The following is a 19,924-nucleotide window of genomic DNA, read 5'->3' on the forward strand; positions in this document are numbered from 1 at the left end:
TGCGGCACGATATCCGAGATACCCTCAAAATCAATGATCCGCGCGCGAAGCTTAGGACGGCAAAAGCCTATCTCGCGGCGCGTCCACGCCTCTACCTCATCGTAACCCGGACTCTCGCAAAGCTCGCGCACCAGTTCCCTGCCCACGACGCCCGTAGCGCCCAATACCAAAGCCGTTTTTCCCATTTTCGCTCCTTAAATTTCTTTAAATTTTATCGCGCTTTGGGGTCAAATTTAGCTCAGGCGCTACGATACGCGAAATTTTATACAGCGTATTGTGCGGCACGGCTCGTCGCGCGATCTATAAATGCGTAAAATTCAAAGGCGCCTGCCTGCGCAGCTTGTCGCTACGAAGCTAATCAAGTCCTGCTCGCACGTAAAGAAGCAACTTAACAGCGCAAGCTATAAGTGAGCTTGCGCCTCACCCGATCCGCTATTTGGCGGCTGCTATATAATTAAATTTCGGTTCGCTAAGTTTAAATTCGAAGCTAGCCAAATCCACCTCTCCGATGCATGCATCGCTATCGTAAAGCGTGAGCAAAAATTCTGCCGTTTGTTCGCTGCTGTGGTATTGCGAAAACGCCGCATCGTAATCAAATCCGCGCTTTCCCGAAGCTACGTCGCAAAACTCGCTTTTAGTCGCGGCGGGAGCTAGAACTTTAGCCTGCATTTTGGCCTCTTTATCCTGCGCCAGCTCGTGGCTCAAACCCTCGGTGAAAGCGCTTACGAAAAATTTTGTAGCGCAATACGGCACGACGCCGGGCGCCAGAAAATAGCCGCCCACGGAGGAGATGTTTATAAGCTGAGTTTGTTTGCGTTTGTAATCTCGCGTAAATAAGCTCGAAAGTATCGCGAGCGCGGTTACGTTTAGGTCTATCATTCTTACCGTTTTTTGTAAATCCTGCTCTCCCACTAAGCCAAAATCCCCAAAGCCAGCGCTATTAATTAGCGCCTTTAGCTCGTAGCTTTTTAGCTCGTCCCAAAGCGCTAGGACATTCTCGCTATTCGCAAGGTCGCAAATTTTAATGAGTACGTCTGGTTTGGGCGAAATTTTAGCGATCTCGTCCTTTAAGTTTTGCAGAAGCTCCGCTCTGCGCGCGATTAGGATCAAATTTTCTCCGCGCCTCGCAAACGCCTTTGCCGTAGCCGCTCCGATACCCGAACTTGCGCCGGTGATGACGATATATTTTTTCATTTTCTATCCCTTCTTGAGTTCTTCAGTTTGAAATTTTACTAAAACCCGCCGCGTATTCACGCGTGCACTCGTCTTAAATTTGCAAATTCACCCGCGTTTTGCGAGGCGGTTATTCGTCGCTTATGGGCGTGCGCTTGGTATCTACCGCTTTGCCGTCCAGATAATACCGACCGCCGGCGACATAGTGAAGCGTCTTTAGCTCGTCAGGGATCTTTTCAAATAGCCAGCGTCCGCCGTCAAAGATCCGCTCGTCCGCATACGCCGCGACGACCTCGCCGATGAAAAGATCATAGCTTTGCTCGTTATGAGGCTCGGGGGTACGCTTGCAAACGAGCCATGCGGCGCAGCCCGCGATCAGCGGAACATCGAAATCATCTTGATAAAAAATTTTCACGTTTTTCATCTTATCCGCGTTATCAAAGCGCGAGTTGTTCTCGGCGCCAAGCTCGCTAACCAGCTCCGCCTGCGCAGCCGTGGGGATTTGCACGGCGAAATACCCGCTCTTTTCGATGAGCGTCCTCGTGTACGAGCCGTTATGCGGCACTATGGTAACTTTGTCGTAGTCAAGCGCCTGCGCCCACGTTATCGCCATCGCGTTAACGTCGCCATCGTATTTGGCCGATACGAGCGTGGTCGCGCCCGGATTTAGGATACGGTATGATTTTTGTAGATTGACTTTGATGATAGCCATTTTTGCTCCTTTGATTAAATTTTATCGGCGGCAGATGCCGCAAATAACCGAATGCTTGGTATTAACTTACCCTAAATTTAAGCTTTAGACTCTACTAGACCAGCCCGAGCTTTGGCGAGCTTGGATTAAATTTCTCCGCGGCGCGCGAAATTTGGCTGACTTAAAATTTCACCCGCTATTTTCTGCGGATCTTATAGCCATTGCCGCTTTTTAGCAGCGAAATTTTGCCGTCCTTCGAGACATAATCGCTTCCCTTCGCGCGCAATATCACGCTCTCAGGCAGGCTCGACCAAAAGATTTCAACCCTGCTTTTATCCGCGGAAAATATCCCGTAGATCGCAAGCGTAGCGTTATCAGGGTCGTCTAGCCTCACATCCGCGACGTCAAAGACCTGCACGCAGCCATTCTTGATCTTTGAAAAGCTCTGCCCTGCGGCGACCAAGCAGCCGTGCTCATCCGTGCCGCCGCCTATCATCGGCCCCTGCACCGCGGGCACCTTGCAGACGCCCTCACTAGCGCCGCAGTCCGCAGCCGCGCTTTCGCCCCTATTATCCATTGCGCTTGCCTCCTTGCCTAGCTTTGCGTCGTGCGCCGTGCAGCCGCACAAAAACGCCGCCGCAAAGGTCGCGGTTAAAATTTTGCCTCTCATATTTACTCCTTTAAATAAATTTTATCTGCACTCAAAGCTGCTCGCGCTATTTTCGTCGCCGCCTACGTAGGTAGCCACTTTTGGATACGCGCAGATAGGGATCTGCTTGCCGGCGCGGCTCGTGCTTTTACCTAGCAGGCTAGATGGAGCCGTTCCCTGCTCGCGCCACGCTTCAAGCGCGCTTAGCGGATCGACGTCATCGATGCCGTTACCGCCGCCGCAGTGATTCATCCCAGGCAAGGCAAAAAATCGCGCAAACTCATCCGCGTCCGCGTTCGTTTCCACTAGCTTTTTAAACCAATCGCGCTGATCCATCGCCGAAAACACGGGATCGGAAACGCCCGTTACGATGATGAGTTTACCGCCGTTAGCGTGGAAGCTATCAAGCTTGGTCGAAATCGCATCGTTTATCGCCGCGGTCTCGAACGTTCGCTCTACGTCCTTATCGAAATCAAATTTCATCAGATCAAACTCCGGTTGCGGCGGCGTCAAGAAATAATAATTCATCGAACCCTTCGAGAGCACGATATTTCTAGCATTTGGCTCTGCCGTTTGCGAGTCGCCCAACTTCCACATGCGCCAGCCGGGCTGATTTACCCCGGCATCGTAAAACCAACCGCTGTAAATTTGCTCGCCCTTGCTGTTTTTTGCGCCCTCAAAAATCGCCTTTATCGCAGAAATTTTATCTTTGGGCAGATCAAGTCCGCTAGGACCAAACTCACAACGCTCCCAAGCGCCAATGATTCCGTCTTTTAGGCCGTCTAGCGCATCGCATTTATCCAAAACCGCCATGCTTAGCTTATCTAAATCCTCCTGCGTAAGGGCGTTTGCAAAAATTTTATCCCCCGCGGCGTTTTTAGGCGCGATATTCATCAACTGCTTATTATCCCACTGCTCCGCGATCGCCGCGCGCGAAAGCCTAAAACCCGGATTTGCCGCGATTACGCCGTCAAATTCCAGCGGATACCTCTGCGCCGCCATCAGAGCCGAGCGTCCGCCGTTTGAGCAGCCCATAAAGTAGCTGTGCGCTGGCGCTTTTTTATACGCCGCAAAAACCAGCTGCTTTGAGACGCTCGTGACCTTGCCGATAGCCTGATAGGCATAGTCTAACCGCGCCTGTTGCTCAAGCCCAAACTCGGGCGTAGGCGTAGGATGTCCCGAATCAGTCGTGACGACCGCATAACCCCTCATAAGCGCGGGTGTTGCGGTGCTAGTACGGACAGGCACGGCGCCAAGAGCCGGCGCTACGAAGCCGTCCAAACCGCCTCCGCCCTGAAATAGCAGCTTGCCGTTCCAATCGCCTGGCAAGCGCAGCTCAAATTTTATGCCGTAATGCTTGCCGTCCGAGCCCGTGCGCGAGGCTATCTCGCCGTGAATTATGCAGTGCGGCGCGGCTTTTAGCGTCTTTTTGGCTCCGCCGGTTAGCGCAGACATCTTATCGGCACCGATTTCGCCGCTTTGATTCCAGATCGCTTTACTGATCTTTGTATCGTAAATTTTCGTGCCCTTTAGCGCCGCGCAAGCCTGCTCGTCAAAATCGCTCGCAAGCGCTCCCTGTAAGCCCAAAGCGGCCGTAAAAGCCGCAACTAAAATTTTATATTTCATTGCCGCTCCTTTTGAAATTTTATTAATTGTAATTCTAACATAAAAATTTATCGTGATTTTACTGCGTTTATAAAAAATGATGGAATTCCGCACTAAACGGGGCGGAATTCCAAATTTAGCTAGAAGAGCGAAGCGCCCGAGCGGTCCGCGGGATCGGGCTCACCCGCCGCGCAATTTCGCAAATCGCAGTGGAATACTTCGATCGCCCAAAACCAAACCACGTGCCCAAAAAATCCCGAAACGAACTCATACCACGGAAGCTGAAAAAGCGGCAGCGTGATGCAATGCACCGCGATATTTATGACGATGCCAATGCGGCGCCCTGAAATAGCGTAATTTTAGGTAATTTCTCGACAGCGAAGTGTGCCTAATTTTAAATTTTGCTATTGTTGCGGAGTATTAAATTTCACGCGTGCCCTTAAAGCTTGCACGGTAAAAAATCAGCAGTACGACGGCTAACGCGGCAAAGCCGCAAAATAGCCCTTGGTAGCTTAAATATTCAAGCGCCTTGCCACCTACGGCAGTACCGATGCCGCCTCCGAAAAATATCGCCGTGCCTATGATCCCGGAGGATAGACCTTTGGCGGAACTACAACGAAGTGCCGCGCTTGCTAGGACGGACTGCGCGCAAACATAGCCAAATCCCAACAAAAATGTCCCTACATATGCGGTGGCAGCGAAGCAACTCGCCAAAAGGCACAGCGCCGAAGCGGACGCCAAAAAGCCGAGGGATAGAATTTCTTTTAGCGGCAACTTCTCTTTTAAATATCTAGCAGCGTTTCCTGCCAAAAAGCAAGCGACGCCGTAAAGCATAAGGCAGGCTCCGGCGAAATTTGAGCTCAAGCCCAACTTTTTAAGTAGATAAGCGCCTATGAATGAGTACGCCCCGAGCACAATTACGCCGTTACATAAAGCCAAAAAATAGCTTCTCAAAAGCGCAGCATCGCTGCGCAAGCTAGCTAGGGATTTCACGAAGCTTTCGCCTCCGCTTTTCGGAGTGTCTTTGAAATTTAGCGTAAATAGTGATACGAAAGATACTGCAGACAGCGCAGAAAAGGCTAAAAATATCTCCCTCCAAGAAAATCTAGCCACTGCCCATCCGCCTAAAGCCGCACTCAGCCCCTGTCCTAAAAATACCGAACCCAGAAATATCGCTACGATTTTTTGTCTATCCTTCTCGTCATATGCATCGCCTATAACGCCGAGGCAGACAGCGATTATACCCGCCGCCGCGCATCCCGTGCAAAAGCGAAATAAAACAAGCCACGCTAAACTTTTTGCAGTGGAGCAAAGAAGCGTAAATATCGCCAAAAAGAGCATTAGCGAGATTAAAATTTTACCTCTGCCGTAGCGATCGCTAAGATGTCCGTAAACCGGCTGAAGTAAGCCATAGGGGATCAGATATGCCGTCAAAACTGCGGAGGCGGCGCTTACCTGCACCCCAAACGTATCTGCGATGCTAGGCAGCAGTAGCGATGCGATCCAGTTATCTGCGGCAGAGATTATTCCTGAGACGATGATTAAGAGTAGTAGTCCTTTTTTGCAGTGCATTTTAAATTCCTAAATTTACGTAATTTTAGCCATTATAACTCTTTTGCTAGAAAATTTGGAATTTTAGCGAACTCAGCAAATATGAGACGAAAGGCATGGATCGCGAATTCGCAGCGGTGTCGCAATGCTGCGGCAAGTATAGCGCAATGGTCGGACATACAATGATGCATCTACCTTGAAGAGGTGAAGGTAGGCAGCAACGCGAGGCGGTGAATGCATGACTAGTTTATATTTATAATCCTCTTTTTTCGCGCATAAAGCCTTATAAGAAATAACGCAAATTTAACAATACCGCAAAACAGATCTATAGCATAAGGCAAATAAGGAAAGCTCTAACTTACAACACAAACCCTACAATAAAATTCAAAAATTCTTTAAAATTCTACGCGGATTATGATGCCTAAAAATCAACTAAAATTTTAAGTACGCACATCCCCGTAGTGCACGCTTTTTAGCCGCGCAATCCCGCCGTTTATCACAAGTCGCGACAAGCCATTCGGACGATCTCGTGCCGCTAGGTTAAATTTAATAGCAGCGGAATTTTGAAATTTTACGAATGCAGGGATTTCAACGGACGCTTGAAATTTTAATCCGGGGCGATGATTTTGATTTCATCCGCGCAAGATCCGCCAAAGTCCGCGCCGAAGGGATCTTGGACCGTGAAATAATGATCTATCGCGCCGCATCCGTGCCCGATCTGCTCACCCCAGCCCAGTGCCCTGCGCACGAAGCCCTTGGCATGGGCGACGGCTGCGGGCAGGCTAAGTCCCGCCGCTAGCGCGCACGCGATCGCGCTTGAGAGCGTGCAGCCCGTGCCGTGGGTGTTGCGCGTAGCAATTTTAGGTGCGGAAAACTCATAAAATTTACCGTTTTCGTACAAAATATCGACCACTAAATTTCTCAAATTCCCGCCCTCGCTATTTGGTTCAAAACCTGCATCTAAAGGCGCTGCGGATAAATTTTGTTCAAAAGAGGGCTCCGCGCCCGCCGTTAAAATTTTGCATTCGCTAGTAAAATTTTCATCCGCGAAATTTGCGCGCTTCGTCGAGCTCGCAGAATTTTCGTGTGTGCCATTTTCGCCCGTCTCGCGCCCAAAAGCTTTAAAATTTCGCGCCCCGTTCGTTTCCGCCGCGCCCGTTTCCGCCGCGCCGCAAGCTGCGCTCGCACCCGTCAGATCGCCGCCTTTAATCAAAATCGCGCCGCCGAAAAACTGCGAAATTTTAACCGCTGCGGCGCGCATACCTGCTAAGCTTAATATTTTCATCTCCGCCAAAACCTCGGCTTCGCGCACGTTGGGCGTGATAATCTCCGCGGCGGGAGCGAGCTCGTATTTTAGCGCATGCAGCGCGCTTTGTTTCATCAAAACTCCGCCGCTGGTGGCGACCATCACGGGATCTAAGACGACGTTTTTCGCGCCGTGCTTGCTCAGGCTCTTTGCGATGGCCTCGGCAACCCCCGCATTGGAGATCATTCCGATTTTAACGGCGTCCGGAAAGATGTCGCTAAAAATCGCGTCCAGCTGCGCCTCCACAAAATGCGGCGGAACGTCCAGCACGCCAAATACGCCGCGCGAATTTTGCGCCGTAAGTGCCGTAACCGCGCTCATTGCAAACATCTTATGCGCGGTGATCGTTTTGATATCTGCCTGGATGCCCGCGCCGCCGCCGCTATCAGAACCCGCGATAGTAAGAATTTTTCTCATAAAAAGCCTTTAAAATTTTAGCGCGATTATATCGAAATTCCGCTATAATTCCACTCGGTAGATTATTTTACGGGCTAAATTTAAGTTTTCTTTATGTAGTTTTTATTATAATCTACGTTCGTTTCGTAATAACTATTACAAATACAAAATTTTAACCCAATTAGAGGAAATTACATGAAAAAAGTCGCCAGTTTGATTTTCGCAGCGTTTTTGGTTTCGGGCTGCTCCTATTTTGAAAAAAAGGAAGATAAAGGCGCGAAGCAAGGCGGCGAGACGCCTGCGCTGCCGGTTGGCGTATTTATCGCCAAATCCGCCGACGTGCCGATAATTTTGAAATTTAACGGACAGACCGTAAGCGAGCTTGAGATAATGCTGAAGCCGCAGGTTTCGGGCACCATCGAAAAGCAGCTTTTCGAGCCTGGTCGTAGCGTCAAAAAGGGCGACGTGCTCTACGAGATCGACCGCTCGCGCTACCAAGCGGCATTTGATAGCGCAAACGCTAATCTGCAAAACGCCTCGGCGGACTACAAAAGAGCCAAGGCGCTAAAAGCCAGCAATACGATCTCTCAAAAGGATTTCGACACCGCAAAGGCCGCGTTTATGGTAGCTGAAGCAAATTTTAAAAGCGCAAAGATCGATTTTGACCACTCGCTCGTGACCGCACCTTTTGACGGCATGGCGGGCGATACGCAAAAGGACGTAGGCGCATACGTAAACGTGGGCGAGGATCTGGTTAGACTTTCTAAATTTGATCCGATCGACGTGGAATTCGGCATCGCGGATGTCGATAGGCTAGAGCTTGATGCAAATTTAAAAAACGGGCAGTGGAAGCAGCTGGGACGTCAGGTAAGCATAAATCTCGGCGGCAAGGACTACAACGGCACGCTAAGTTTCATCGATAGCGTCATCAATACAAATACCGCGTCCGTCAGCGCCAAAGCTCAAATTCCAAATCCAAGCTTAGAAATTCGCCCGGGAATTTTTACCAAAGTAAGCGTCGAGGGCTTTTATCAGAAAAACGGCTTTAAAATTCCGCAAGTTGCGCTCAAGCAAGATCTTAGCAACACCATAGTCTATGTCGTGCAAGACGGCAAGGTCGCTAAAAAAGTGGTCAAAATTTCGGCTCAAGATACCCGCACGGCGACGATCTCAAGCGGACTGCAAGACGGCGATCAGATCATTTTGGATAATTTTAAAAAGATCAACGTGGGCTCCAAGGTCACTCCGGTGCCCGCGAGCACCGATCCTTACGTAGCGGGGCAGCCTGAAGCGTCTCAGAGCAATGCGGAAAGTGGGAAATAATGTTTTCTAAATTTTTCATCAACCGCCCCGTCTTTGCCTGCGTCGTTTCGATCATCATCGTAATCGCGGGCGTTTTGGCTCTTAAAAATTCCTCGGTCGAGGAGTATCCGCAACTCACGCCGCCGCAAATCGTCGTAAGTGCTACATATAGCGGCGCGGATGCGCAGACGATCGCCGACGTCGTCGCAGCCCCTCTTGAAAACGCGATTAACGGCGTTGAAAATATGATCTATATGGAAAGCTCAGCAAGCTCCTCCGGTGATGTTCGTATCAACGTATATTTTCAAATCGGCACAAATCCAGCAGATGCGAAAGTCAATGTAAACAACCGCGTAACGCCAGCTCTTACGCTACTTCCCGATGAAGTGCGCCGCTATGGCGTAACCGTCACTGAGCGCAGCAGCACGATGCTGGAAGTGCTCGCGTTTTACGATCCTAGCGAGCAAATGGACGTCGTAGAGATGCAAAACTACGTAGCTATCAACGTCGTAGATGAGCTAAAGCGTGTACCGGGCGTCGGAGACGCTCAGGCCTTGGGTACGAAAGACTATGCTATGAGGATCTGGGTTAAGCCTGAGCTACTTAAGAAATTTAACGTTACGACTGCCGAGATAATCGCCGCAATAAGTGAGCAAAACAGCCAATACGCCGCGGGTAAGATGGGTGAGCAGCCGATGAACTTAGGCAATCCCTACGTATATGCGATCAAGCCCGAGGGTCGTTTAAAAACCGTAGAAGAGTTTGAAAATATCATCATACGCGCGCAAAAAGATGGGAATTTCTTGCGCGTAAAAGATGTCGCCGAGGTCAAACTTGGCGGCGCAAGCTACAATATCTCGGCGAAATTTAACGGTAAAGAGATGGTGCCTGTGCTTATCTTTATGCAAAGTGGCGCCAACGCCCTAGCCGTAGTTGAAGCGGTAAATAAGCGCATAGACGAGCTTAAACCAAATTTCCCAGGCGAGCTGACCTACGACGTCGCCTACGATACGACGAGCTTCGTAAAAGTATCGATCGAAGAGGTCATTCATACCTTCATTGAAGCGCTAATCCTCGTCATCATCGTTATGTATATGTTCTTAGGCAACCTTAGAGCGACGATCATTCCGACGCTTGCCGCGCCCGTATCGATCTGCGGAGCGTTTATCGGAATTTATGCCTTCGGATTTTCAATAAATTTAATCACCCTTTTTGCGCTTATCTTGGCTATCGGCATCGTCGTGGACGACGCCATTATCGTGATCGAAAACATAGAGAGAATTTTACACGAAGAGCCGGATCTTAGCGTCAAAGAGGCCACCACGAAGGCGATGGGCGAGATCGTAGCGCCCGTCATCTCCATCGTGCTCGTGCTTTCGGCGGTTTTTGTGCCGGTTGCGTTTATGGAGGGCTTTACCGGGGTTATGCAGAGGCAATTTGCATTAACGCTCGTAGCCTCGGTATGTTTTTCAGGCTTCGTAGCCCTTACACTAACACCCGCACTTTGCGCTCTAATCTTGCAAAAAAAGGAATCTGAGCCTTTTTTCTTTATAAGATGGTTTAATAATCTTTTTAGCATCTCAACTAAAATTTACGCCGCAGGCGTCGGCATGGTTCTTCGCCACGTACTAATCAGCCTCGTTTTTGTAGGCATCATCATCTATGCGATGGTGAAGCTTCTTGTGCTCACTCCTAGCGGCCTGGTGCCTAACGAGGACAAAGGCTCGATTATGGCAATGACTACGCTTCCGTCGGCATCTACTCTACCTAGGACGGAAGCCGATCAGGATTTCATCGCAAGTATCGCTAAAAAGTATCCAAACGTAAAAGATATAACCCAAATCACGGGATACGATATGCTAGCCGGAGCGCTTAGAGAAAATGCGGGAGCTTTTTTTATGAAGCTAAAAGACTGGAAGGAGCGCCCCGGCGATGAAAATTCCAACTTCGCCATAGCCGCCGCGTTAAACGGGCAGCTCTACGGCGCGGATCGCAACTCGATGACCTACGTCGTCACGCCGCCGCCTATTATGGGGCTTTCGCTTACGGGCGGATTTGAGCTCTACGCGCAAAGCACGACAGGCAAGAGCTACGATGAAATTCGCGCAGATATGGATCGCGTAACTGCCAAAGCTAATCAACACCCCGCTTTAAAGCTCGTGCGAACGACGTTGGATACCGATTTCCCGCAGTATAAGCTCTATCTCGATAAAGAGAAGATAAAGATGCTAGGCGTTAAGATAGCCGACATTTTCACTGTGCTAAATTCTACCATCGGGCAGTATTACATCAACGACTTTAACCTCTTGGGCCGCACGTTTAAGGTCTATATCCGCGCTACGCAAAACTATAGAGACGATCCTAACGATCTAAAATCGCTCTACGTCCGCAGCGACAGCGGCGATCTGATCCCGCTAAATTCTTTAGTGAGGCTTGAGCGCTCTTTGGGTCCAGATTCCGTTAATAGATTTAACGCCTTCCCGGCTGCGCAGATTATGGGCGAGCCAAATACGGGCTATACCTCGGGCCAGGCGATAGCAGCGATCCAAGAGGTCATAAAAGAGGAGCTTCCTAGCGGATATTCGATCGGCTGGGCGGGCTCTGCGTATCAAGAGGTCAGCGAGACGGGCAAGGGCTCGCAGGCATTCGTATTTGGAATGATCTTCGTGTTTTTGATCCTAGCGGCTCAATACGAAAGGTGGCTCATGCCGCTTGCCGTACTTACCGCCGTGCCGTTTTCGGTATTCGGCGCGCTCGTGTTTACATATTTCCGCGGGCTGAATAACGACATATATTTTCAGATCGGTTTGCTGCTTCTAATCGGTCTGGCGGCGAAAAACGCGATTTTGATCGTAGAATTTGCGATGAATGAGCACCTAAACAACCACCGCCCTATCGCGGAAGCTGCCGTCGAGGCCGCCAAGATGAGGTTTCGCCCTATCGTGATGACGAGCCTTGCGTTCGGCCTTGGCGTGCTTCCGATGGTTATCGCCACCGGCGCGGGCGCTGCCAGCCGCCATGCGCTAGGAACCGGCGTCGTAGGCGGAATGCTCGCGGCATCTACGATCGCGATCTTTTTCGTGCCGCTGTTTTTCTACCTGCTCGAAAGCTTCAACGCTTGGCTTGATAGACGCGGCAAAAAAGTCCAAACTAACGAGGTGAACGATGAAAATAAATAATGCTCTTTTAAGCGCCTTGACGCTTGGAATTTTACTCTGCGGTTGCAACTTCAAGCCCGTTACGCCGCAAAAGCAGACCGGCTTTAAGGCGGATTACGCGAGCACGAACGTTAGCACGCAGTGGTGGAAAAGCTTTAACGATCCGCAGCTAAACGCCCTGATTCAAAGCGCACTGGAGCAAAATTCCGATCTGCAAACCGCGCTGAATAACGTCGAGTACGCACGCGTAAATTTAGGGCTGAACAAGCTTGAATATCTGCCGAACGTAAATTTAAGCGGCAGCGCAGTGCGTCAAAATAATTTCGGCAACCGGCCCGATCGCAACTCCCACGGCGCGTATCAGATCGGCGCCGTGCTAAGCTACGAGATCGATCTTTGGGGGCGCGTGCGCAACAGCGTAGATTCGGCGCGATCGCGATTTAATGCGACGAAATACGACTACGAAACCGCTAAAAATACGATTACTAGCACGGTTGCGACGACCTATTTTACGCTACTAGCACTAAAGCAGCAGGAGAAAATTTTAAAAGACAGCCTAAAAAGCTATCAAGATACGCAAAACTACCGCAAAAAGCAGCTCGATGCGGGCGCGGTTAGCGAGATCGTATTTTATCAGGCCAAAGCCGCGGTCCAAAGCGCCGAGGCAAGCCTCATAAACGTGCAAAATCAGCTCTCCGCAGCTCAAACTTCGCTAAATATCTTAACGGGCAAGAGTTATGATGAAATTTTACGCGGCACGGCGCAGACCGCCGCGAAAATGCCTAGCGCGCCGCAGATCCCAAGCGGAATACCAAGCGACGTGATCCTACATCGCCCGGATGTCGCAAGCTCGCTGGAAAATCTGCGCTCGAGCAACTTCTTAGTAGGCGTCGCCAAGGCGGGCTACTTCCCCACCTTCTCGCTTACCGGCTCGGCGGGATATGCAAGCGGCGAGTTTGACAGACTGTTTACCGCAAGCGCAAGCACGTGGAATATCGGCGGCTCGCTCGTAGGACCGCTGCTTGACTTCGGCCGCCAAAAAAGGCGCGTAGAGCTTGCAAATTTAGAGCAAAACGCGAGCTTCATCGCATACGACAAGGCGCTTAAAACCGCTTTCGGCGACGTTCGCGATGCGCTTGTCGGCGTGCAAAACGCCAAACTAAGGCAGACAAGCCTCGCCGATCTCATCGCTTCGCAGAGCAAAATTTATTCAAACGCCTCAAACAGGTATCAGGCGGGCTACAGCGACCATCTGGAGTTTTTGGATTCGCAGCGAAATCTGCTTAGCGCGCAGCTGAATAAAGTGCAGGCCGATCTTGACGTGCTAAGCGCGACGGTAAACGCCTACAAGGCGCTCGGCGGCGGATTTAGCATAGAAGATAGCGAAATTAGGGCGCTTATCGGCGCGGAGAAGGACGTACAGCCCGATATGTCCACCTTCCCGAAGGATAGAATTTTTAATTAGCTTTAAATTTACAGGCGACGCGAAATTTTAAAATACCCGCAAATTTAAAGCGCAGCTCGGTTTTTACGGTGCAAGCGGATGTATGAAAGAAAATCTGCTTGCGCTTTTAAAATTTAGCCCTGCGGCGGGCGGCAAGTCCAAATTTAAAAGATAATCTAAATTTTAAAATAGCCGCAGCAAGGTAAAATCGTCGCTCGACTGGGAGGCGCAAAGCGGCTGGGCTTCGCGGCGCGGCAGAATTTCTAAGCGGCGCGGCGAAATTACAAGCAGCGCGATAAAATTCCAAACGCTGCGGTAAAATTCTAAGCGCCGCGTTTTAAATTCAAAGGCGAAACGGGTTGCGCGCCGAAACGGAATTTGGCAAAATTTTAGATTTTCGCTATAATCGCGACTTTTAATTTAGATGGGTGTCCGAGCGGTTGAAGGAGCACGCCTGGAACGCGTGTAAAGTGCAAGCTTTCGAGGGTTCGAATCCCTTCCCATCTGCCACTACTTTAAAATTTCGTCCTCGCAAAACTCTAAAATTTCGCTTTTCAACTCGGCGAAAATTTTATAAATTTAAAGCCAAAATTCCACCCTTGCCGCAAATTTAACGATCAAAGATAAAAATTTCCTCCGCCGAAATCAAACCCGAAAGCCACCTAAATTCTATCTCTACGCCCGCCGTTTACCGATATTGCGCTAAAATTCCTTTTAAAATTTCACTTTAAAGGAGAGAAAATGAGTGAAGAAAAAAGTTGCGCCTGTGCGCACGTCAAATCCCAAAACGTAACCGACGCGCCCGGCAACAACACCGTATTTATGATCTGGCGCTTTGGTGCGGGCAAGACCGCCTGCAAAAAGGCTTTCGAGGGTCTTTGCGGCCTAGTGATAAATTTAAACAAAACCGCCGTTACGAGATTCGGCGCGGCTAGCGAAACAAGCTGCGTGCTCGGCGTGGGCTTTGAAGCGTGGAAAATGCTCGGCTTACCAAAGCCTTTGCCGAAGGAGCTAAAAAATTTCGAAGAGATTAGAGGCGATAAGCACGCTGCGCCCGCTACCGGCGGCGATATTCATATCCACATTAGAGCCGCGAATCAAGCCATTTGCTACGATATGGCAAGCGAGATCAGAGCCGCGCTAAAGGATGTCGCGACGTGCGAGGAGGAGATCTGCGGCTTTAAATATTACGACGGACGCGCCATCATCGGCTTTGTGGATGGCACCGAAAATCCGCAAGGCGCAGATCGCGACTTTTTTGTCAAGGTAGGCGACGAGGATGCGGCGTATAAGGGCGGCAGCTATCTTTTCGTGCAAAAATATATCCACGATATGAGCGCGTGGAACGCCGCGGGCGTCGCTGAGCAGGAGCGCGTCATCGGGCGCAGCAAACAAAACGACATCGAAATGAGCGAGGAGATTAAGCCCAACAACTCGCACTCCGCCGCCGCCAACGTCGGTGACGATAAAAAGGTCGTGCGCGGCAATATGCCGTTTATGCAGGGCGGCGAGACGGGAACCTACTTCATCGCCTACGCAAGCACCTTTAGCACGCTGGAGCTGATGCTTGAGAGTATGTTTATCGGCCGCCCGCGAGGCAACTACGACCGCCTACTGGATTTCAGCACCGCAAAGACGGGCGCGCTCTTTTTCGCTCCCACCTTCGATATGCTGCAGGCTTATAGCGCGGAGTAAATTTGGCTTAAATTTAAAGGTACGCGATGTTTTGCGATCTAAGCCCGTATCAGAGCAGGCGCTGCAAAGAGATCATAGAGGGCAAAGTCAAAAATAGTGAAAACGTCAGGGGTCTGATAGAGTTCATAGACGCTAAATTTAAAACTCGAGCGATCAGCGCGTTTTACGGCGCGGGCAGGGACTCGGCGTGGCTTAAGATCGTGCTTCGCTCCTAAAAAGACGCCGCAAAAATCACCGATAAAAAGTGCATCGAGCGCTACCTCGCCCGCACGCCGCTTTACGCGAAGCTAAACGAGCTAAAGCATTTTTATATCTCGGTCGAGTCCTTCGAGTCGCAGATCCGCACCGATCTGATCCAAGGCGCGGTAGAGGAGCTGCCGCGAAACCGAAACGAGCTTTTAGCGCCGCTTAAAATTTGATATATCGCGGCGGTGTCCGACGCGCCCGTAGTTTTTTATTTCACGAGGCAGGACGCGGCACGCCGCGAAGGGGGCGGAAAGATAGAGCGGCTGATAAGAAATTTTATAGAGAAAGCGCGGGACGCTAAATATCTGAGCCACATGGAATTTAAGCTCTATTTTGACAGCAAGGAGTTCGTGGATCTTGAGTGCGGCGGAAATTTGTTCTATTATTTCAAATGAAATTTAGCTAAGGAGCGAAAATGGATGCGAAGCTTTACAGAAGGTAACGCAGCTCTCGCGGGGGCTTGAGGAGGGCGGCGTGCAGAGCCTAAAAGCAGCACTTGAGGGCGACGGCGACGAGGTTAGTAAGATGCAAGCTCGCGTGATCTTAGGCGAGTACTACGTGATGAAGGGCGAGCCCGCGCAGGCTAGGGAATATCTGGGGCCCGTGGCGCAAGACGCCGAGCGACTGCGAGATCAATACGACGACCTGCTGGACGATGAAATTTGCAGAGCCGATATGCTTTTGGATATGATCGAGCGCTTCGGGTTTTTGGCGGAATAAAACGGCTCGCGATATGCGGCGGCAGAGATAAAATTTTAAGGTCGGAGCGAAATGCCGAAATATTCATTTCAAACCATAGAGCAAATGCTGCTAAAATGCGTGACCGAGGGCGGCGAGCCATAGCCCAGCTTTCGCCTGCGCGGCGCGCAATACATGATCATCGCTTATGCGGATCGCTGTTCGTTTCAAAGATGCGCAGACGAGGCGGGCACAAACGCAAGCGGCGAGCGGTATTTCGCCACGCTGCGGGAGTTCTACGGCGCGCCGCAGATAGACGGGTGCTCGCTAAAAGAACTCTGGAGCGAGACGGATGATTTTTACTGCTTTGATTTCGAGCTGTGAGATTGCAAGATTTTGTGCGGCGACACGGTAAGCGCACGCGGTGCCGATACGCGGCGCTGATAAATTTGAATGAAATAAAATTTTGAAAGGACGCAAGCAGGCTCTGCTTGGGATGGCCTCGCTAAAGCCTGCGGCGAGAATGGCAAATTTAGTGCCGCAAAGTGCCCGAGCCGCTAGCGATAAAATTTTAAAACGGGAGCAAAAAATTTAATGAAAAATTTTAACGATGAGCCGCAAAGACCGCAGCCGCCGCAGTCCAAACAAAGTGCCGAGCGCCGAAATCCGCCGCAATTTGACAATAAATCCCTCGTCGTCAAAGACTACAACATAATAGTATTCTTTATTTATAACCTATTCTTCGCTCCCTTGGCGGTACCGGTGTTTCTGTATATAGGCGATATTTTCCCATACTATACGCCGTTTGTTCCTGTAGCATTCGCCGTCGTCTCCTATCTAAACAGCGCCCATACGCGCTTTGTTCATTTGACGAATAGGGGCATTAACTACGTTAACAAGGGCGAAATCACAAAATCTATAAAATTTGATGAGATATCGCTCATAAAGCTCACCGCTACGCCGCTATTCGGACATATCGTGCCGGCTAGAAATTCCGCAGGCATTGTGTTTTCGTTCATCGTAATAGCCGTCGCGTTTGCCGGATTTTTACAAAGCCTTAGAGGATTTATAATTTTTATTATGAGCCTGACGGCATTGATTTTGCCGTTTTTCGCTTCTAAGCTGATTTTTTCAAAGATCACGGAGGGGAAATTTAGCTTCCGTGCGATCGATACTTTGATCATCTATGACGGCAAGGGCGAATTTATCAGTTTTATGATGAGCGGAGCGGATTTTGAAAGGATTTGCCGCTACATGCTAAAAGAGCGGCGAATCAGCCCGTCAAAATTTCAAAAGCAGTTTGTGATATTTCAATGAAAAGGTTTATTAAGCGATATTGGCTTTAAAATTTAGAAAGTCGTTTCGACTTCTTAGGTTGGGTGTAAATTTGTAATTTCGCATGCGTTAAAATTTTACGGCTTGCACGTTAAATCATACGATGCGCACGCTAAAATTTTACGGCGCGCGGCGTGAAATTTTAAGGAGCACGGCGTGAAATTTAAAATTCCGCAAAATGCCGTAAATTTCAGAAAATTTCACGAAATTTTGCGGAGCCCTGGAATTTTAAAAGCTCCGCAAATTTAGCTCACGCTACCACCGAATGCCCGCTTCCAGCCAAAACTGCCTGCCCGCCTCATAGACTAGATCGAGCGAGGTGTCGCTGCTAAGTCTTGCTTTGTTGCGCTTATTTAGGACGTTGTAGATATCTAAATTCGTAAAAAATTCCACCTCGCCCGCCATCTTCTTAGCATACCCGATGCGCGCATCCCAGCTGTAGCTTTTGCCGAGATTGACCTTTTCGTATTTGTCGTATCTGGCAGGATACTTGCCCGCAGGCGTCTTGCCCGTGCGGGCGATCGCTTCTTGCGAGCCTTTAAACGAGAGGAAGTTATTCACGCTGATGCCGTAGCTTGGAATTTTAGTGATGATGTTTAGGCTTGCAGTCCAAGGCCTAGCATAGTCCTGCGCCGGAAGCTCCGATAGCCTCATCAGCCTGCCGTCGTATTCGACGATCTTTTCATCTTCGAGCGTTTCTCTATCAAGCGATATGTCGTAAAGGGTGTTGTTCGTCTTCATCTTGATGTGCTCAAAGCCCAGCTCAAAGCCGTTTAGCGTCCCAAACGCCTCGTAATCATCGATCGTCTTAACGCCGAAGGTTAAAATTTTATTTTCGCTTCTGCCGTCATTAGTAAAGGTTTGATAGTTGTTTTGGTAGTTCGGATTCGGCGCTAGACCTAGATCTCTTCGCGTAGCTTTGATGATCTGATCCCTGCCCTTGCGGCTTACATATTTGCCGAAAAACTCAAAATTCCCAAGCTTTTGCTTTGCCCCAAATACCAGCTCATCCTCATAAGGCACCCTTAGCTCGTTAAATTTAGTTAGAGATGGATCTTTTGGCAGTTGCGTCCAGTTTTGCGTATAGGCATTGCGCGGGCGCGTGTAGGTAGTGGCGAGCCCCTCTCGCCCCTCTCTTAATTTGTAGGTAAAGAGATTGCGTCCGTAGTAGCGGTTTGCGCCGAAGCTAATGATCGAATCGCCGTCGCCAAAAATATCGTAGTAGCTGTTAAATCTCGGCGCCGCAGTCGTTTGCTTCATATAATCGTCCCTATTTAGTCTTACGCCCGGCCGCAAAGTAAGATCGCCGATTTTTATCTCATCCTCCAGATAAACCGCCAAGCTTTTCATATCCACCTTGGTATTGCCCTTGTAATAGCTTTTTCGCGTAAAAAACTGGCCGCTTCTACCACGCCTCGCAAAAGAATCGTCTATCGAGCAGAGCTCGTCATCAGGATCGCAAGCATTTACACCCACAGGTAGCGGTGCTATTCCGCCAGCGGTCATAAACTCTTTTCTTACGTTAAATTTAGCCTCTTGATTTTTAAACTCAAAGCCTGTGATAAATCTATGCTTACTGCCGCCGAGATCAAATTCATTAAACTCCAGATCCGCGTTGTATGAAAGGCTCTTTTGAGTCTGATCGAGATCCCCAAAGCCACCCTCTATCGCTGCGGCAGATAAAATTTTACTGCCCCAATTCTTTACGTTTGAGTATTGCCAAGCCCTGTAATATTCATTCTCGGCATCACGCGAACTCTCCAGCTTGCTGTAGGATAAAATTTGATTAAATCTAGCAAAATCGCCATCGTAGTCGGTTTTAAGCGCTAAATTTAAACCGCCTGATTTCATATCGACGTAGGAGTCTTTGACGTGGTCGTTAAACATCTTGTTTCTCTGCGGCGCATAAAAAACGCTAGGCGTGATCGTCAGGCGGTCGGTCGCGTACCAAAGCGCTTTTAGGAAGTAGTTGTCTATATTTCGCCTCTGGATCCGCTCGGTGATAGTCGTATCGGCGTTGTATCTTCTGTCGTAGGCCTTGAGCGGAATTTTACTTCTAGTATTGGTGTAGCCGAACATCAAGCCCAGATCCTCGGTAACGGTGCCCTCTAAATTTAGCCTCGTGATCCACTTATCAAATCTCGGCTGATTTAGCGGCGTAGCGGAGTTTTCAAAGCTCTGTTCATCGCCGTAGATATGGTATCTAGTCCAACTATCTTCGGTGTGCTGCATCGAAAACTTGCCGTGAAAGCCCGCGCGCGGATCTCGCGTCTTAGCCTCCACTACGCCGCCGGTAAATCCGCCGTATTTGGCGGAGATGCCGCTATCGTGCACCTCGACGCTCCGTAAAAAATCGCTATCGATCGCCATACCTTGCGAGACGGAATTCATCGTATCAAACGCCGAAAAGCGCGTAGGATTGCCGCCCGGATTTCTAGCGGGATCAAGATCGTTATTCATATTCGCGCCGTCAAGCATAAAGTTGTTTTGCCAATACTTCGCACCGTTGATACTGATATTTGCGGGGCTGATCTCGCCTAGCGTCGTGCTCTGGCGGTTTGTGGAGCTGAATTGCACATTTGGATTGGTACGCAAAAGCTGCACGAAGTCGCCGTTGCCGCTAGGCATCGACTCGATCATCGTCCTGCTTATTTTTTGCGTACCGCCATAGCTATCGCCGACGCTCGTCAGGCTA

The 19,924-nt window shown here is 49.8% G+C and carries 18 protein-coding genes and 1 tRNA gene; 10 read left to right on the forward strand and 9 right to left on the reverse strand.

All coding sequences use genetic code 11. The features are described 5' to 3' along the window. The 8 genes from Q0323_RS05020 to thiD form a co-directional block, all read right to left on the reverse strand. A partial coding sequence (locus Q0323_RS05020) for an NAD-dependent epimerase/dehydratase family protein (protein ID WP_366939557.1) occupies positions 1–185 on the reverse strand: 185 nt, incomplete at its 3' end. A gap of 247 nt (positions 186–432) precedes the next feature. Next, positions 433–1,194: an SDR family NAD(P)-dependent oxidoreductase gene (locus tag Q0323_RS05025; protein WP_298052147.1), complete on the reverse strand. Its 762-nt coding sequence runs from the start codon at positions 1,192–1,194 to the stop codon at positions 433–435. Between the two features lie 109 nt (positions 1,195–1,303). Next, on the reverse strand, positions 1,304–1,885 hold the full coding sequence (locus Q0323_RS05030; RefSeq protein ID WP_298052149.1) for a flavin reductase family protein: 582 nt from the start codon (positions 1,883–1,885) through the stop codon (positions 1,304–1,306). Positions 1,886–2,060: 175 nt separating this feature from the next. Then, complete coding sequence (locus Q0323_RS05035; protein WP_298052152.1) at positions 2,061–2,534, reverse strand: hypothetical protein; 474 nt, start codon at positions 2,532–2,534, stop codon at positions 2,061–2,063. A 21-nt stretch (positions 2,535–2,555) separates the two neighbouring features. Next, positions 2,556–4,139, reverse strand: coding sequence for a tannase/feruloyl esterase family alpha/beta hydrolase (locus Q0323_RS05040; protein WP_298052153.1), 1,584 nt, complete (start codon positions 4,137–4,139; stop codon positions 2,556–2,558). A gap of 119 nt (positions 4,140–4,258) precedes the next feature. Then, positions 4,259–4,429 (reverse strand): hypothetical protein, encoded by a 171-nt coding sequence (locus Q0323_RS05045; RefSeq protein ID WP_298052154.1) that lies wholly within the window; start codon positions 4,427–4,429, stop codon positions 4,259–4,261. Positions 4,430–4,538: 109 nt separating this feature from the next. Then, on the reverse strand, positions 4,539–5,690 hold the full coding sequence (locus Q0323_RS05050; protein ID WP_298052155.1) for an MFS transporter: 1,152 nt from the start codon (positions 5,688–5,690) through the stop codon (positions 4,539–4,541). 586 nt (positions 5,691–6,276) lie between these two features. Continuing rightward, complete coding sequence (gene thiD / locus Q0323_RS05055) at positions 6,277–7,392, reverse strand: bifunctional hydroxymethylpyrimidine kinase/phosphomethylpyrimidine kinase (RefSeq protein ID WP_298052157.1); 1,116 nt, start codon at positions 7,390–7,392, stop codon at positions 6,277–6,279. A 174-nt stretch (positions 7,393–7,566) separates the two neighbouring features. On the opposite strand from thiD, the gene Q0323_RS05060 reads away from it, so the two are divergent. The 10 genes from Q0323_RS05060 (at position 7,567) to Q0323_RS05105 (ending at position 17,211) form a co-directional block, all read left to right on the forward strand. After that, on the forward strand, positions 7,567–8,694 hold the full coding sequence (locus tag Q0323_RS05060; RefSeq protein WP_298052160.1) for an efflux RND transporter periplasmic adaptor subunit: 1,128 nt from the start codon (positions 7,567–7,569) through the stop codon (positions 8,692–8,694). Next, a complete protein-coding gene (locus Q0323_RS05065; protein ID WP_298052162.1) occupies positions 8,694–11,852 on the forward strand; it encodes an efflux RND transporter permease subunit in 3,159 nt (1,052 codons plus the stop codon). Before Q0323_RS05060 ends, Q0323_RS05065 begins: the two co-directional genes overlap by 1 nt. Beyond that, positions 11,839–13,296, forward strand: a complete 1,458-nt coding sequence (locus tag Q0323_RS05070; protein ID WP_298052165.1) for an efflux transporter outer membrane subunit — start codon at positions 11,839–11,841, stop codon at positions 13,294–13,296. The genes Q0323_RS05065 and Q0323_RS05070 overlap by 14 nt, the downstream gene beginning before the upstream one ends. A gap of 401 nt (positions 13,297–13,697) precedes the next feature. Further along, positions 13,698–13,785: transfer RNA gene (locus tag Q0323_RS05075), tRNA-Ser, on the forward strand. A 231-nt stretch (positions 13,786–14,016) separates the two neighbouring features. Next, the gene (locus Q0323_RS05080; RefSeq protein ID WP_298052167.1) at positions 14,017–14,970 is read left to right on the forward strand and encodes a Dyp-type peroxidase; all 954 of its coding nucleotides are present in this window, start codon (positions 14,017–14,019) and stop codon (positions 14,968–14,970) included. Positions 14,971–14,996: 26 nt separating this feature from the next. Beyond that, positions 14,997–15,185, forward strand: a complete 189-nt coding sequence (locus Q0323_RS05085; protein WP_298052169.1) for a hypothetical protein — start codon at positions 14,997–14,999, stop codon at positions 15,183–15,185. A 216-nt stretch (positions 15,186–15,401) separates the two neighbouring features. Then, positions 15,402–15,611, forward strand: a complete 210-nt coding sequence (locus tag Q0323_RS05090) for a hypothetical protein (RefSeq protein ID WP_298052171.1) — start codon at positions 15,402–15,404, stop codon at positions 15,609–15,611. Between the two features lie 79 nt (positions 15,612–15,690). Then, positions 15,691–15,936, forward strand: a complete 246-nt coding sequence (locus tag Q0323_RS05095) for a hypothetical protein (protein ID WP_298052173.1) — start codon at positions 15,691–15,693, stop codon at positions 15,934–15,936. Between the two features lie 153 nt (positions 15,937–16,089). Beyond that, entirely contained in the window at positions 16,090–16,278 is a 189-nt protein-coding gene (locus Q0323_RS05100; protein ID WP_298052174.1) for a hypothetical protein, read from the forward strand. 210 nt (positions 16,279–16,488) lie between these two features. Further along, a complete protein-coding gene (locus Q0323_RS05105) occupies positions 16,489–17,211 on the forward strand; it encodes a hypothetical protein (protein WP_298052176.1) in 723 nt (240 codons plus the stop codon). Positions 17,212–17,484: 273 nt separating this feature from the next. Here the strand turns inward: Q0323_RS05105 and Q0323_RS05110 are convergent, their stop codons facing one another. Then, entirely contained in the window at positions 17,485–19,869 is a 2,385-nt protein-coding gene (locus Q0323_RS05110; protein ID WP_298052178.1) for a TonB-dependent receptor plug domain-containing protein, read from the reverse strand. Positions 19,870–19,924: the final 55 nt, after the last annotated feature.

The sequence above is a fragment of the uncultured Campylobacter sp. genome (assembly GCF_938030145.1).
GTDB lineage: Bacteria > Campylobacterota > Campylobacteria > Campylobacterales > Campylobacteraceae > Campylobacter_B.